Source organism: Pseudomonas fluorescens, assembly GCF_000967965.1.
GTDB classification, from domain to species: Bacteria; Pseudomonadota; Gammaproteobacteria; order Pseudomonadales; family Pseudomonadaceae; genus Aquipseudomonas; species Aquipseudomonas grandcourensis.
The window spans coordinates 1-15,513 of sequence record NZ_LACC01000038.1 but is presented as its reverse complement, the minus strand read 5'-3'; the positions used below and the strand labels follow the sequence as shown (position 1 = coordinate 15,513).

General features: G+C 59.0%; 14 protein-coding genes. 12 read left to right on the top strand and 2 right to left on the bottom strand.

From position 1 onward, the window contains the following. The first annotated feature begins 131 nt into the window (after positions 1 to 131). From VC35_RS25210 to VC35_RS25185, 6 genes are all read left to right on the top strand, one after another. On the top strand, positions 132 to 1,502 hold the full coding sequence (locus tag VC35_RS25210) for an outer membrane protein transport protein (RefSeq protein ID WP_080925387.1): 1,371 nt from the start codon (positions 132 to 134) through the stop codon (positions 1,500 to 1,502). 197 nt (positions 1,503 to 1,699) lie between these two features. Next, positions 1,700 to 3,352, top strand: a complete 1,653-nt coding sequence (locus tag VC35_RS25205; RefSeq protein ID WP_046043290.1) for a GMC oxidoreductase — start codon at positions 1,700 to 1,702, stop codon at positions 3,350 to 3,352. A 24-nt stretch (positions 3,353 to 3,376) separates the two neighbouring features. Next, a complete protein-coding gene (locus tag VC35_RS25200) occupies positions 3,377 to 4,642 on the top strand; it encodes an NADH:flavin oxidoreductase/NADH oxidase family protein (protein WP_046043289.1) in 1,266 nt (421 codons plus the stop codon). 52 nt (positions 4,643 to 4,694) lie between these two features. After that, positions 4,695 to 5,576 (top strand): alpha/beta fold hydrolase, encoded by an 882-nt coding sequence (locus VC35_RS25195; RefSeq protein WP_046043288.1) that lies wholly within the window; start codon positions 4,695 to 4,697, stop codon positions 5,574 to 5,576. After that, positions 5,563 to 5,961 carry a hypothetical protein gene (locus VC35_RS25190; RefSeq protein ID WP_046043287.1) on the top strand — a complete coding sequence of 133 codons (399 nt, stop codon included), beginning with the start codon at positions 5,563 to 5,565 and terminating at the stop codon, positions 5,959 to 5,961. Before VC35_RS25195 ends, VC35_RS25190 begins: the two co-directional genes overlap by 14 nt. A gap of 957 nt (positions 5,962 to 6,918) precedes the next feature. Beyond that, on the top strand, positions 6,919 to 7,617 hold the full coding sequence (locus VC35_RS25185; protein WP_046043286.1) for a GTPase: 699 nt from the start codon (positions 6,919 to 6,921) through the stop codon (positions 7,615 to 7,617). Positions 7,618 to 7,721: 104 nt separating this feature from the next. On the opposite strand, the gene VC35_RS25180 is transcribed toward VC35_RS25185, so the two are convergent. Together VC35_RS25180 and VC35_RS25175 are read right to left on the bottom strand one after the other, a co-directional pair. Further along, positions 7,722 to 9,008, bottom strand: a complete 1,287-nt coding sequence (locus VC35_RS25180) for a type II toxin-antitoxin system HipA family toxin (RefSeq protein WP_046043285.1) — start codon at positions 9,006 to 9,008, stop codon at positions 7,722 to 7,724. Further along, a complete protein-coding gene (locus VC35_RS25175; protein WP_046043284.1) occupies positions 9,001 to 9,318 on the bottom strand; it encodes a helix-turn-helix domain-containing protein in 318 nt (105 codons plus the stop codon). Before VC35_RS25175 ends, VC35_RS25180 begins: the two co-directional genes overlap by 8 nt. Before the next feature lie 872 nt (positions 9,319 to 10,190). Between VC35_RS25175 and VC35_RS25170 the strand changes: the two genes are divergently transcribed. From VC35_RS25170 to VC35_RS25145, 6 genes are all read left to right on the top strand, one after another. Next, complete coding sequence (locus VC35_RS25170) at positions 10,191 to 10,862, top strand: GntR family transcriptional regulator (protein ID WP_033051988.1); 672 nt, start codon at positions 10,191 to 10,193, stop codon at positions 10,860 to 10,862. 114 nt (positions 10,863 to 10,976) lie between these two features. Further along, entirely contained in the window at positions 10,977 to 11,909 is a 933-nt protein-coding gene (locus VC35_RS25165) for a 4-hydroxyproline epimerase (RefSeq protein ID WP_046043282.1), read from the top strand. Then, positions 11,906 to 13,021 carry an NAD(P)/FAD-dependent oxidoreductase gene (locus VC35_RS25160; RefSeq protein ID WP_046043280.1) on the top strand — a complete coding sequence of 372 codons (1,116 nt, stop codon included), beginning with the start codon at positions 11,906 to 11,908 and terminating at the stop codon, positions 13,019 to 13,021. Before VC35_RS25165 ends, VC35_RS25160 begins: the two co-directional genes overlap by 4 nt. Further along, positions 13,014 to 13,250, top strand: a complete 237-nt coding sequence (locus VC35_RS25155; protein ID WP_046043279.1) for a 2Fe-2S iron-sulfur cluster-binding protein — start codon at positions 13,014 to 13,016, stop codon at positions 13,248 to 13,250. The genes VC35_RS25160 and VC35_RS25155 overlap by 8 nt, the downstream gene beginning before the upstream one ends. After that, positions 13,247 to 14,503 (top strand): NAD(P)/FAD-dependent oxidoreductase, encoded by a 1,257-nt coding sequence (locus VC35_RS25150; RefSeq protein ID WP_046043278.1) that lies wholly within the window; start codon positions 13,247 to 13,249, stop codon positions 14,501 to 14,503. The genes VC35_RS25155 and VC35_RS25150 overlap by 4 nt, the downstream gene beginning before the upstream one ends. A 74-nt stretch (positions 14,504 to 14,577) precedes the next feature. Then, complete coding sequence (locus VC35_RS25145) at positions 14,578 to 15,327, top strand: AraC family transcriptional regulator (protein ID WP_046043277.1); 750 nt, start codon at positions 14,578 to 14,580, stop codon at positions 15,325 to 15,327. The last annotated feature ends 186 nt before the right edge of the window (positions 15,328 to 15,513 follow it).

The following is a 15,513-nucleotide window of genomic DNA, read 5'->3' as shown; positions in this document are numbered from 1 at the left end:
AAAACAACTACGAGTCTGCAAGATCCAATTAACACTCCCTACTCCAGCCCGGCCGGCACTGTTGATGTATACGGCCGCCCACGATTTCTATTCATCCCGACAACAACAACAACAACAACAGGTACCGCCAGATGAACCATGAATATCTTTCTGCACTTCGCCCTTCCCAGAGATCAGTGCTGCGTTTGAAACGTCATCCTGAGACAGGGTCCACCCCGATACTCAAGTCAAGCAAAGCGTTGTTCATATTCACTCTGTCATTGGCTATCTGTGGGCAGGCAACTTTATCTTTAGCCAATGGATTATCTATTAACGAGCAAAGCGTCAGCAGTGCCGGAACTGCTTATGCCGGGCGCTCGTCCGCGGCCCTGGATGCGAGTACTGTCTATGGGAATCCGGCCGGCCTGAGCAAGCTAAAGCGCAGGGAAGTGAGCGGAGGATTCGCCTTGTTCAAAGTCAATAGCGATATTAAAAATGCTCATGGCGATGCGCCAGGCACCAACAAAGGAGATTCCGTACCCCTGACGACAATCCCTTTTGGCTATTTATCCATACCGATTGACGAACGCTTCACTTTCGGCTTGGGCATGTACGCGCTCTATGGTCTTGTGAACGATTACGAAAGTTCGTTCCAGGGACGCTACCATGGCTCCTATAGCAAGGTTCAAGTTAAAGCCCTGAACTCCGCCGTTGCTTATCGCATCAGTGATCATGTCTCTGTCGGAGGCGGGCTGACATTGAACCGTATCGAAAACAATATGCAAACCTACTTGGCCACAGGGCAGCTCAATGGGGGCACCGACACGAAGATCACTATCAAGGGTAACGATAACGCCGTTGGCTATAATTTCGGCCTGATGATCGACCTGAATGATTCCACCACGTGGGGCATCACCTATCATTCAAAACTTGATTTTCACGTCAACGGCCATACGCAGGTGAGCAACTCGCCAAGTGCTTTCGGTCTCGATGGCAAATACAGCAATAAAATAGACATCACGTTGCCAGAGTCGCTGGACACATCGTTTACCCATCACTTTGACGAGCGCTGGACTGGCTACCTGGGCGCGACCTGGACCCGATGGAGCCGCGTTCAGAGGATCGAAGCCGTTAATAGTGGAGTACCGCCGTTGGGCCAGCAATTGGGATTTAACAGCTTCGGAGATGACTTTAAATTACATGACACCTGGTCGATGGCTATTGGGGCCTCTTACCAACTTTCCCCGCAATGGCTGTTGCGCAGCGGCTTCGCCTACGATCCATCACCTGCCCGCAACGCCGATCGAAACGTCCGACTCCCCGTGGGCGACCGAAAAGCTGTGACGCTGGGTATAGGGTTCTCTCCCAACACCGACCTGACCATCGATTTGGCTTACGGCTATCTATGGGAATCAACCACCTCCGTCAGCCAGGCAAATACAACCGGCGTACAGCCCGGCTACAGCGCAAAATACGACAACAGCGCGCACATTATAGGTACACAGATAACCTATCGTTTCTGATTTGCCCCTTCCTGCGTCTACGTCTACAGTCCAATAATACTATACCTTTCGTATAGCTATGAGAATATACGAATGGTATAGTCATCCTGAAAGAATCACTCCTGCAACCAGTGCCCGCAGCACCATTACAAAAATAAGGAGACCGGCATGACCAGTTTTTTCACGCCTCTACGCAGTGCTTGCCTGAGCAGCACGCAATGAATCCATCTTTCGATTTCGACTACATCGTGATCGGCTCCGGATTCGGTGGCAGCGTGTCCGCCTTCCGGCTGACAGAAAAGGGCTACCGCGTTGGCGTAATGGAGATGGGCCGACGCTGGACGGCCGAGGACTTTCCAAAATCCAACTGGGACGCGCGGCGCTGGATGTGGCGACCCGGGCTGAAGATGTTCGGTTTCTACAACATGCGCCTGTTCCGTCACGTGATGATCGTCAGCGGCAACGCAGTCGGTGGCGGATCCATCACCTATGCCAACGCCTTGCTGACACCGCGCGATAGCGTATGGAATGAGGGTTCCTGGGCCGGCCTGGCGGACTGGAAACGAATCATGCCGCAGTACTACGCCACAGCGGAGAAGATGCTGGGCGTGACCGAGAGCAAGATCATGGGCGAGGCTGATCTACGCCTCAAGAAAATGGCAGATTTGCAAGGCGTGGGCCATACGTTTCACGCCCCCCGCGTAGGGGCCTTCTTCGCTCCCGACGGAGAAGCAGGCGGCAAGAGCTACCCGGATCCCTACTTCAATGGTGAAGGCCCGGCGCGCGGGACTTGCACCGGTTGCGGTGGCTGCATGATGGGTTGCAAGCACAACGCCAAGAACACACTCGACAAGAATTACCTTTATCTCGCAGAAAAACGTGGCGCCCAGGTTTTTGCCGAAACCAGGGTGGTGGACGTGCGGCCGATCAACGGCAAGGAGGACGGCAGTGACGGCTATGAAGTCCTCACTGAGTGCTCGACCACCTGGTTCGATAAGCAGCGCCGCAGCTTTCGCTGCCGCGGCGTGGTCTTCGCCGCGTCGTCGTTGGGCACAATGGAATTGTTGTTCCGGCTCAAGCAAAAAGGGTCGCTGCCGCGCATCAGCGACGACCTCGGAAAACGTGTGCGCACCAATGCCGAATCCCTTATTGGCGTACGCTTCCCGGCCGCGGACAAGAGCATGTCGCCGGGACTGGCGGGGGGTGGCAGCATCTATCTCGATGAGCGCACACATATCGGAGTCGTGCGCTACCCGGAAGGCTCGGACGCCATTGGCCTCATGATGACCTTGCTGTGCGGCGGACGCCCGGGGTGGAGGCGAATATTGACCTGGCTGTGGACGCTGCTCAAACATCCGCTGCAAGCATTGCTCGTGCACAACCCCGCCGGTTTCGCCCGTCAGACCATGTTGTTGCTGGTGATGCAGGCAGTGGATGCGTCTCTCGACATGCGGCTCAAGCGTCGCTGGTTTTGGCCATTCGCAAAACAGCTCGCCAGCGAGGGTGGTCCCATCCCGACCTTCATTCCAGAGGCGAACGCGTTTGCCGAAAAGGGCGCAAAAGCGCTCGGTGGCATACCCACCACCTTTCTGTCCGAGATCTTGTTCAACATCCCGACCACGGCCCACTGCATGGGCGGCTGTGCGATGGCGGACTCGCCGGAGCGCGGCGTGATGGACGTACAGAACCGGGTCTTCGGCTATCAGAACTTGCTGGTTTGCGACGGCTCGATGCTCAGCGCCAATCTCGGGGTTAATCCAAGCCTGACGATTACCGCGCTGACCGAGCATGCCATGTCGTACATCCCATTGAAAAACACTCAATCCCGGCGGGTATCGGACTCCATCCCGCTGCACACCCTTCAATCATGAAACAGCCCTTATTGAGAACTCACCATGACCGCCGCCTCGCCTGAAGAAAATCTGCTGAACCAGCCTTTACAACTCCCGAACGGCAGCGTTTTTCGCAACCGCCTCGCCAAGGCGTCCATGAGCGAAACGTTGGGTACCTACAACAATCACCCGACGTTAAAACTGGTCGAGTTGTACCGGCGCTGGTCCGCCTCCGGCATTGGTTTGCTCATCACCGGAAATGTGATGATCGACCGGCGTGCGCTCGGTGAACCAGGCAACGTGGTAATCGAAGATGAAGCGGACCTGCCTGTGCTCCGCCAGTGGGCCCGTGCGGCAACCGAGCAGGGAGCGGCGATCTGGGTGCAGCTCAATCACCCCGGCAAGCAGTCGACCAAAGGCTTGAATGCCAGCAACCTCGCGCCATCGGCCGTCCCCTTTCGCGAGGACATGGCCGCGCTCTTCGAGACCCCACGCGAAGCCACCACGGCCGAGATCGAAGACATCATCAGGCGCTTTGGACGCAGCGCGGCCATCTGCAAGGAGGCCGGCTTCAGCGGCGTGCAAATCCACGGCGCACACGGTTATCTGATCAATCAGTTCCTCTCGCCACACCACAATCGGCGTACGGATGAATGGGGTGGCAGCCCGGAAAAACGTCGACGTTTCGTGTTGGCTGTTTACGCCGAGATTCGCCGCCAGGTCGGTGCCGAATTTCCCGTCGGCATCAAGCTCAACTCAGCAGATTTCCAGCGCGGAGGCTTCACCGAAGAGGAATCGATGGCGACGATTCATGCACTTGCCGAAGCTGGCATCGACCTGATTGAGATTTCGGGGGGCACCTATGAGGCTCCAGCCATGAGCGGCGGGCTCCAGGAGACGAAAAAAGCGTCCACCGTAGCACGTGAGGCTTACTTTCTTGAGTTTGCTGAAAAGGTGCGCGCCTCGATCAAGGTGCCTTTGATGGTCACTGGCGGTTTTCGCAGTGCCGCCGCCATGAACGCTGCGCTGCGTTGCGAAGCGCTCGATGTCATTGGCCTCGCGCGCTTATTGGCCATTGATCCCGAGGCACCGGCGGCCCTACTGCAAGGGCGGGACAGTTCGCAACGTGTACGGCCGATCACCACAGGCATCAAGCAAATCGATCAGATGGGCGTCATGGAAATCTTCTGGTACACGCTGCAGCTCAAACGAATCGCCAATGGCGGTGATCCGCGCCCCAACGAAAGTGGGTTGTGGGCGTTTTCAAAATCAGTGATGAAAAGCGGCTGGGGCACGTTCTGTACGCGGCGCATGCGCGCACGGGCCTGAGCCCGAGGCTCGCTCGCATCGATCGCCACAATAACCACTCTGGAAGACGCCAATGACCGACACCCATTTCACCGCCCCCACTCGCTTCGTGGAAGTCGACGGGGATAAATTTGCCTATCGCCGCTGGGGCAACAATACGACAGGCCAGCCCCCTCTGTTCTTTCTTCAACATTTCCGCGGCGGTATGGATCATTGGGATCCACTCATGACGGATGGCTTGGCTGCGGGGCGCGAGGTCATCCTCTACAACGGTCGTGGAATTGCCTCTTCTTCCGGCAAACCGCGTAACCGGATCGAACATATGGCCGACGACGCTGCTGCGGTGATCCGCGCACTAGGCCTGTCCAAGGTCGATGTTTTAGGTTTCTCACTCGGTGGTTTTCAAGCCCAGGACCTGACACGACGCCATCCCGACCTCGTGCGCAAGCTCATGCTGCTCGGCACTGGACCTCGTGGCGGTAATCCGGATTCAGACCCTGGAGTGCTGGAAGCTGCACCGCGCCCCGTTCCGACCCTCGAAGACTTTCTGTTTCTGTTCTTCGGTCGATCCGCGGCGGCGCAGCAGGCCGGACGTGATTTCTGGGAGCGCCGCCATCAGCGTGTCGACCAGGACCCACCCAGCTCTCCTGAAGTGATACAGGCCCAGATCGAAGCGAATATGTACTATTTGCCAAAGCTGGACCCGAACGATCCTTTCAATCATCTGCGCGAGATCAAACAGCCGACGCTCATTCTGAACGGTATGAATGACGTTATGGTTCCAACGGTCAATTCCTGGTACATGGCTCAGAACATCCCGAACGCCCAACTGTTCTTGTACCCGGATGCCGGTCATGGTGCTCAATTCCAATACCCTGAGCGTTTTCTCAAACACGCCATTCAATTCCTCAACGAGTCCCCCCTTGCGGAGCAAGCTCACCATGCTGAAGTTTAAATTTTTGTTATGGGCGTTGACCAAGCTATTACAGAGAACAATCAAAAAAAGTCCTGACTGTGCAAAATACGTTAAAGGCAAGGAGCTGGTCTTTCAAATCCAAACGCATGACGGAGTGGGTCGCTACTTCACCCTTAAAAACGGCAAGATAAAATCCTCTACCGGTTTGACTGAAAAGCCAAAATTCACCCTGTCGTTCAGAGATGCAGCAAAGGGATTCGCCATTCTGTCTGCCAAAGATAGTAAAGATGCATTTCTGACAGGATTGCGTAAAGAGGACTTGGTTATCCGCGGTGACTTTGTTGAAGTGATGTGGTTCCAGGGATTAACTGAATACTTGCCGCCCGGTAAAAAAACATCAGCATTTTACCCTTCGACGCGCTAGGAATTTGATGCAGTGAGCCCTGCTGGATCTGACAGTCACCCGCTTTTTTATGGGTGCCTGTCAGATCTGACTTTCTCGCCGTGATCTTAGTGACTACTCAAGAGTTTTCGGGCTCAGTCAGCCCCCCCGTTTCGGTCGCTCGTGTTCTGGGTCCGAGTGGGGGCAAAAGTGGGGGCATCGCTAAGTTTTTTCGGCCTTAAACCACCGCCATAGAGCCAAGTCAAAATGTTCTTTGGCGACCCTGAGAGTCTCTAGGCGTCGCCGGGCAGGCTGTTCAGCTGATCATTTCTGCCTTTTCATAGACTATGGAGATCCATCCACTTCCAGTGGATTGCTACACTCGGGGGCATATCTGAGGGCATGCTTTGGATGGTTTGAAAACGATGCCCCCAGCCTGAGGTCCAACAGTCCCCCTCTCAAAAACTCACCCGCTGCTGTTCCCAAACACCGCGGAATGAAGGTAGGTCGAAGATGCTCTCCTCTGCCCAAGTGCGTGAGCAACCGAGTGATACCTCCTGTGCAATTAGGATCGCAGGTGTAGCTTGCCAAGCTGAATTCAGACCTCACTCCGACGCTTTTCAAAGCGCTGCCAGAAAGTCGGCAGCTCACCCCTAGGATGCTGGAGGCTTGACCAGTCCTCTAACAGACGTGACACCGTAATCCTTCGTGCATCGTATGGAGCACGTACACTCCATTCGCTTCTGGGCTATTCGGGTACCAGTGGCATGATTGCCCCATGCAGAGCCTGCGCTTGGCCGACTAGTAGCCAGTTGCTACTTAGCCGCCTCATCGCCATGCTATGCAGCAAACGGGATCCAATACATGGAGCGAAAGGTGTCGGACGACGACTTGCTGATCCAGCTTACCCAGCAACACCCTGACTTCTGCCGCCTGCGCACGGAGCTGGAAGAGGCGAAAAGCCTTGGCCTGGCGTCGCGGATTGCCGTATGAGGACTGATGAATGCTGGCAAGAGCGCACTGCTCAACGGCCTGACCGGGCATGTCGAAACGGAAGTCTTTGAAACCAAGGCGATACGGGCAACCACGCGATTACTGGCGTTGGAGCATGAAGGACGCTTCTATCTGGATACCCCGGGGATCGACGCCTGCGATGAGGATGACCGACTCGCGTGGTTGGGCCTGGCCAATGCCGATGTGATTTTGTTCGTGCACAACTTGTGTACTGCCACGCTCGAACAAATCGAAACGACCTTCTTGTGCGAACTCAAGCGCCGTCGCCCGGATCTGGAGCGCCACCTAGTGGTGCTGCTGACTCATGCCGAAAGCGCCACACAGAGGGAAGTGAGCGAGCAGGCCATAGGCAAGATCTTGCAGTCGCTGTTCGGGACCGTGCCGGCCACCTTCGCAACCTCGTTTACCACCCTGCGCAACGGTGTGCGCAAGGGCAGCACCAAGCTGCTCGAACTGAGCGGCTTTGACCCTTTGCGCGAGCACCTGCAGGCGCATCCGGCGCTGCTTGAGCCAGGCCTGAGCAAACAGCGCGCCGAACGCGACGATCACCGCCGTGACGCCCTGGAGCGTTTCCTCGACCAGCAGATCGCCCAGCGCAAAATGAGTACCACCTATATTGACCATCGAGCCAAAGACATTTTGTTTGCCCATGAAGCAACCGTTTGGCTTTCAGGAGGGGGTTAGCGCGAGAAGTCAAATTTGATCCTTCGATCAGACCGAGGCCCTCGAGTCGACGAATGATCGGTTGCAATTGCTGAGGGTTGAGTCCCGTAAGCTCCTCCCGATCTTCACCGACGACCGCTGCCCGCGTGAACGTGGTGTAGCCGAGCCACGTTCTGGTCGATGCAATCTTGGACCGTGCGCAAAGTGTCTTGAGTAATAGCGCGTGGGTATAGATTCTCGGCGATGGTTGCAAACCGGCTCGCTACATCACAAATGCCGTCAATCACTCTTCCTGCAGCGTCCGGGGGCACCTCGGCTTCCTCGGCAAGTCGAAGCATTTGCGTGCGGGAAATCGACAGGGCTTCCCCCATCACATCCATCTGGTGATACCCACTTGGCCCCTCGCAGAAGGTCACGTCGTAAGCCGGCGACAGTCTCCACTGACCGTCTTGCGACATGATGTAGGCAAAGTTCTTGGGATGATCATCTCTGTTGTTGAACGCAACATTGAAGACGGCACGTTCGAAGGCCACCGCCATCCCTCGCACGTCGTTGGTACACATCTGTGTTGCCCGCAAGAAGTTGACGTAGTCCAACACCCCCGGAGACCGGTAATTTGCCCCCGTAAAGGCCGCGAGGCTTTGCATGGGTACACGCAGACCATCCCGGCGGTCAAATCGCTTACTGGCAAACGCTGCCAACCCATTAGGCAGACTGAAGTACTGCGTGTCAGGGGTCTCGATACCGCACATGCGCAGGCACTCGGCGTAGACCATTTCGATAGCGCACACCTCGGCATGTTCTTCTTTGGCCGGGAACTTAATCAACCATGCTTCAAAGCCCGGCGTGACGGCAGTGGTAAACCCGCCAGTTTCGGGATCGCGATAGACGAGGGCCTTAGGCCTTGCACCTTGAGGCGAGCCGCCCACCAGCAGCAACGTCTGCAGGAACTCGCCACCGTCTCCATGGAGCACTTCCTGCACTTCGGCGGCAAGCTGTTCCAGCGGGATGTGGACTTCAGATTCCTGACCTTCGGGTGCCACGGGCTCAAACGTCATGGCACCCATCGCATTGCTACCGATGTAGGCCAGCCGTTCCAGTGAGCCGATGCGCGCCGTGGTGAGCCCGCGGCGCCTGAACATACGGTCCATCAGCAACATGCCCCACCCATCCGGCAACGAGTCGTAAACAGGCCCTGGCAAGTACAGTTGGTGGTCTGGAAAATCTCGGCGCAACTGAGCCCCCTCCAACGGCAGCGTGTAGGAGGACAGTTCCAAGCCCCTTTGCCTGGCTTCATTGCTGTACTCGAACACGATCAGCGGGCGACCGGTCAGGGCGGTCGTGGAGACCAGCGTGCCCCATTGCCATCGCTCACCCCAGCCCTCGTAGAAGACGTTCACCTGCTCAAGCATTGCCGGACTTCCTCTTTGTACGGAGACGATTGGCGCTGTTTTCGTAGCGCCGAATATCCTCGATGCTTTCCAGCTTTGGCAGGAACAGGCCTTCGAGTTCCTTGGTTCGGCCAAGGGCCATCGCCACCCGGACCACGTTCTCGAACCCGACATTGCGCCCGGCTTCAAGGTTGGACACGGTGTTGGTGCCGATGCCGGCACGCCCGGCCAAGTCGGCTTGTGTCATGTCCAGCGCCAAGCGCTCTGTGCGCAAGCGATCGCAGAGGCGCTTGACGACCTCACTCGGCTTGCTGAAGCTTAAATCCAACATAGTGTGTACCCAGCCCATTCTGTGCCAGTTAGTTCCCAAAATTATAGAATTAACGCCAAGTCCTAACAAGTTGCGTAACTCCCAAATTTTGTGCCTTATTGCTTTTTTTCTGGATTTAGCCACAATTCACTGGACTTACCTATCATCAAGCCAAGGGAAGGCCGCCCCGGGCGGAGCTAACTATTGGCGGCCGTTCAGAATCGTATTGTTAGTGAAGACCTGGCTTCCACCCGAATCCAGTCGGTAGAGCATGGTAAAACCAAATAGCTGAGCAGAAAGTTACGCTCCTGCGGCTGAGCATGCTGATAGAACGGGTGAAGAATGGGCGCGAGGACAGAAGGCGATCCGAGGGATGATTGATGTTATCCATCCAGTCTTCGATCCAATCGGCTTTTACAGGGCTTCGAGGCTCGTCAAGCTGTACTCCTGCTGGCGCGCACGCAGGGATCGTCTGTAGCAGGCAATTATTAGGGCGGCGGGAGCCAGGCGTGCCTCAATGACGTGTGGCAGCCTTTAACCCCAACGTGAAAATCACACCAAAAGCCACCCGGCGCCACGCTGGAACTATGGCAGGATTCACCCTTCTCGATCACTCGCCCACCAAGTGAGGATTGGGGGCAAAAATGGGGGCAAGCTAAAACTTTCTCGACCTGAAACTACGGTCCTAGAGCCCAGTCAAAATGTTCTTCGGGGATCCGGATAGCCTCTGAGAGGGCGGCGCAGGCCTGAATGAAAACGAGCGCCTTTACAGGCGCCCGTTTTGTTGTAGCGGGTTGCATGACCGACATCGGGTGCATCGACGTCTAACCGGGGAAGATCAGCAAAAGAATTTCGTATACCCTAGCGCTATCTCACTCCAAATGACCGCCGCCGTGAACCTACCCAAACTCAACGCCCCCGACCTTGGTAACACGCCTTCGACTTCGGAAATCATCACCCGCCATCTGCGGGATGCGATTGTCGCCGGGCATTTTGCCGAGGATGAGCCGATTCGCCAGGACGACATCGCCCGCCAGTTCAATGTCAGCAAGATCCCGGTGCGCGAAGCCCTCAAGCGGCTGGAGGCCGAAGGGTTGGTGATGTTCCAGCGCAATCGCGGGGCGATGGTCACGCGGGTTTCCGATGCGGAACTGGCGCAGATGTTCGAAGTGCGGATGTTGCTGGAGGACAAGATTCTGCGCCTGGCCATTCCGAACATGACCGAAGAGACCTTCGCCCGTGCCGAGCGCATCTGTCAGGAGTTCATCGGCGAGGACGACGTGGGGCGCTGGGCCGAGCTCAACTGGGAGCTGCATTCCTGCCTGTACGAGCCGGCGCAGCGACCGTTTCTGGTGAGTCTGATCCGTTCGGTCAACGACAAGCTGGAGCGTTATCTACGCATGCAGATGAGCTTGTCGGCCGGTAAGGAACGGGCCGATCACGAACACCGCGAGATCCTGGCGGCCTGCCGCGCCGGGGATGTGGACCTGGCGGTGAAGCTTCTGGACGAGCACATTGCCGGCGTCTGCACGACCCTGTTCGAGCACCTGCCCCACACCCACTGACAACTGCGGATGCTGTGCCGATTTCGTCATCGACACAGACTAAATCCATCAAGCCGACACCCCGCCGCACGGGCCACTCTAGCGTTCACTCAACCGAATGGACGTGGCCCTCCCATGAAGCGCATCTCTGTGATCGACTCCCACACCGGCGGCGAACCGACCCGCCTGGTGACCGCCGGCTTTCCTGATTTGGGCACTGGCAGCATGGCCGAACGGCGCAAGCTATTAGGCGAACAGCATGATCAATGGCGCGCCGCCTGTATGCTGGAACCACGGGGCAGTGACGTACTGGTGGGCGCCCTGCTCTGCACGCCGGTGGATCCTGGCGCCTGTGCCGGGGTGATTTTCTTCAACAACACCGGTTATCTGGGCATGTGCGGCCACGGCACCATCGGCCTGGTGGCGTCGTTGGCGCACCTGGGCAAGATCGGCCCCGGCGTGCACAGCATCGAAACGCCGGTGGGCACGGTACAGGCAACCCTGCACGAAGACCATTCGGTGAGCGTGCGCAACGTGCCGGCCTACCGTTATCGCAAGGCGCTGGCGGTGCAGGTGCCGGGCATCGGCCAAGTGGTCGGTGATATCGCTTGGGGCGGCAACTGGTTTTTCCTGATCGCCGAGCATGGCCTGCGGGTGGCCGGCGACAACCTCGAAGCGCTGACCGCTTACACTTTCGCCGTGCAGCAAGCACTGGAAGCCCAAGGCATTCGCGGTGAAGACGGCGGCTTGATCGATCACGTCGAGTTGTTCGCCGATGACGATCACGCCGACAGCCGCAACTTCGTGCTCTGCCCCGGCAAAGCCTATGACCGTTCGCCCTGCGGCACCGGCACCAGTGCCAAACTGGCATGCCTGGCCGCCGACGACAAGTTGCAACCGGGGCAGATCTGGCGCCAGGCCAGCGTCATCGGCAGCGAGTTCGAGGGTTCCTACGAACTGCAGGGTGAGCGCATCGTGCCGACCATTCGTGGTCGCGCGTTCATCAGTGCCGAGGCGAGCCTGATCATCCAACAGGACGACCCCTTCGCCTGGGGCATTCGTCCATGAACGAGGGCCAGGTGGCCGATGTGATCGTGATCGGCGCCGGCATTATCGGCGCCGCCTGTGCCCAGGCGCTGGCCCGTCGCGGCTTGCAGGTGCTGGTGCTGGACGCCGGCCTGCACGGCGCCACGGCCGCCGGCATGGGCCACTTGCTGGTACTCGACGACAACCCCGCCGAACTGGCCCTGAGTCAATATTCGTTGCAGCGCTGGCGCGAACTGGGCGCGGACCTGCCCGACAGCTGTGCCTACCGCTGCAACGGCACGCTGTGGCTGGCGGCGAATGCCGAAGAGATGGCGGTGGCCCACAGCAAATTCCTGAACCTGCAAGCCCAGGGCGTGGCTTGCGAACTGATCGGCGCCAGTGCCCTGCGCCAGCGCGAACCGGAACTGAGCGAAGGACTGGAAGGCGGCTTGCTGATCAATGGCGACGGCATTCTATACGCCCCGGCGACGGCCAGATGGATGCTCGAAACACCCAACATCCGCCAGCGCCGGGCACGGGTCAGTGCGGTCGATGGCAACCGCGTCTGCCTCGATAATGGTCACTGGTTGAGTGCCGATGCCGTGGTGTTGGCCAACGGTATTCAAGCCAACGAGCTGTGCCCGGAATTGCCCATCGAGCCGAAAAAAGGCCACTTGCTGATCACTGACCGCTACCCCGGCAGCGTCACCCATACGCTGGTGGAACTGGGTTACGTCACCAGTGCCCACAACGCCACGGGGCCGTCGACCGCCTGCAATATCCAGCCGCGCCCCACCGGGCAACTGTTCATCGGCGCCTCGCGACAATTCGGCACCACCGACCCGCAGGTCGAAGGCTGGATGCTCGCGAAAATGCTCAAGCGTGCCGCCGAGTACATGCCGGGGCTGGCCCGGCTCAATGGCATCCGTGCCTGGACCGGTTTGCGCGCCGCCAGCCCCGACGGCTTGCCGCTGGTGGGCCAACATCCACAACGTCAAGGCTTGTGGCTGGCTGTCGGTCACGAAGGACTGGGCGTAACCACCGCCCCCGGCACCGCCGATTTACTGGTGGCGCAACTGTTCAACGAAACCCCGTCACTGGCCGCACAACCTTATCTGCCCCAGCGTTTTCTCGGAGAACCGGTCTATGCCTGAATTGTTGCTGGACGGCCACGCCCTGGAAGTCGCCGAAGGCACCAGCGTCGCCGCTGCCCTGGCGTTGGCCAGTGACGGCTGCACGCGCACCTCAGTCAGCGGTCAGCGCCGTGCGCCGCTGTGCGGCATGGGCATTTGTCAGGAATGCCGGGTGACCATCGATGGCCGGCGTCGCCTGGCTTGCCAGACCCTGTGCCGTGACGGCATGCAGGTGGAGACTCGCCCATGAATGTATACGCTGATCTGTTGATCATTGGCGCTGGCCCTGCCGGGTTGAGCGCCGCCCTTGCCGCCGCCCCCAGCGGCGCCCGCATTGTCATGCTCGACGACAACCCGCTGGCGGGCGGGCAAATCTGGCGCGACGGACCTCAAGCCAACGTGCCCGGTCAGGCCCGGCGCCTGCGCGAGCGTCTGGCGTCGTGCAACAACATCCGCCATCACGCCGGTACTCGGGTGATCGCCGCCCCCGGCGCGAAACAACTGCTGGTGGAAGATGACGACCATGGCTGGTTGATCAGCTACGACAAACTGATTCTGTGCACCGGCGCCCGTGAACTGCTGCTGCCCTTCCCCGGCTGGACCCTGCCGGGTGTCACCGGTGCGGGTGGTTTGCAGGCGCTTATCAAGGCCGGGGTGCCGGTGCAGAACGAGCGCGTGGTGATCGCCGGCAGCGGCCCGCTTTTACTCGCCAGTGCCGCCACCGCCAAACAGCATGGCGCGCAAGTGCAACGCATCGCCGAACAAGCCAGCCGCAATGCCGTCGCCGGTTTCGCCGCGCAACTGCCGCGCTGGCCCGGCAAATGGCTGCAATCGTTCAGTCTGTTCGACCACCACTACCGCACCGCCACCCACATATTGGCGGCGCTTGGCACCGACCGAGTGGAAGGCGTGCGCCTGCAACAACAAGGCAACATCGTTGAGTTGGAATGTGATCGGCTGGCCTGTGGATTCGGGTTGATTCCGAATATCCAGTTGGGTCAGGCACTGGGTTGCGCCATCGAAGATCAAGCCATCGCGGTGGATGCCTGGCAGGCCAGCAACCGCGCCGATCATTATGCGGCGGGCGAATGCACAGGGTTCGGCGGCAGTGAGCTGGCCTTGGTGGAAGGTGCGATTGCCGGCCACGCAGCGGTCGGCAATCTGGAAGCCGCCAGGCAATTGTGGCCGCGCCGGGCGCGCTGGCAGGGTTTCGCCAAGGCGCTGAACAGCGCGTTCGCCCTCGACCCGCGACTCAAGTCCCTGGCCCAACCCGACACCCTGGTTTGCCGCTGCGAAGACGTGCCCTACGCGGCATTGACCGGTCACTCTGACTGGCGCGAAGCCAAACTCGCCAGTCGCTGCGGCATGGGCGCCTGCCAGGGCCGGGTGTGTGGCGGTGCAGTGCAGCATTTGTTTGGTTGGCAGCCCTCAGCACCGCGCCCACCCTTCAGCCCGGCGCGGATCGAAACCTTGATGTCCCTGGACGATACCCCGCCAGCGTGATGACCACGCCAGGGGTTTCGGCCACGCTGCCGAGTCTCTATGATCCCGGGGGTCACCCTCAGACCCCCAGCGCCATGTATCCCTCGCTCACCACCTTTAAACCTTGCGATCTGCCAACGCTGCTGAACAGCCTTCAGCCCATCGCGCCGTTGCTCGATACCCTGTCGGACGTGGTGTTTTTCATCAAGGACTGCGAGGCCCGCTACGCCTTCGTCAACCAGACCCTGGCCCGGCGTTGTGGTTTCAAACACAGGGACGAGCTGCTGGGGCGCACCGCCGAAATGGTCTTCCCGGAACGCTTCGGTCCGCTGTACACCGAGCAGGATCGGCGAGTGCTGTCCAGCGGTCGCGAACTGGCCGATCAGCTGGAGCTGCATTTGTATTATGGCAATCAGCCGATCTGGTGCCTGACCCACAAACTCGCCTTGAAGGATGAACAGGGTCGAATCGTGGGCCTGGCCGGTATCTCCCGCGACCTGCAATCGCCGCAGTCGAACCATCCGGCGTTCCAGAAACTCGCCGCCGTGGATGCCCATATCCGCCGCCACTTCGCCCGCTCCATCAGCCTCGCCGAACTGACCGCCATCGCAGGCTATTCCGTGGCGCAATTGGAGCGGCACTGCAAACGGGTATTCCAGCTCACCCCACGGCAAATGATTCACAAGGCACGCCTGGAAGAAGGTTCGCGGTTGTTACTGCACACCGGGTTGCCGATTACCGAGATTGCCTTGCGCTGTGGTTACACCGACCACAGTGCCTTCAGCCGGCAGTTTCGGGCGCTGACCAGTTTGTCGCCGAGTCAGTATCGCGATAACCAGCGTTAGGTTTGGGGGCATATCCGTTGCTGCGGTAACGGCCGCTTAGGGTTCCGCCCTTACGGCGGGTCACTTGGAAAAGCCCCAAGTAACCAAGGGCTCTTGCCCCTGACATTCGGTGCCTCGCCTAGGCTCGGCATGCCCTCGCTCCGGTCCTGCTCCGTGGGCCCGCCGCCATCGGCCATCCATGGCCGG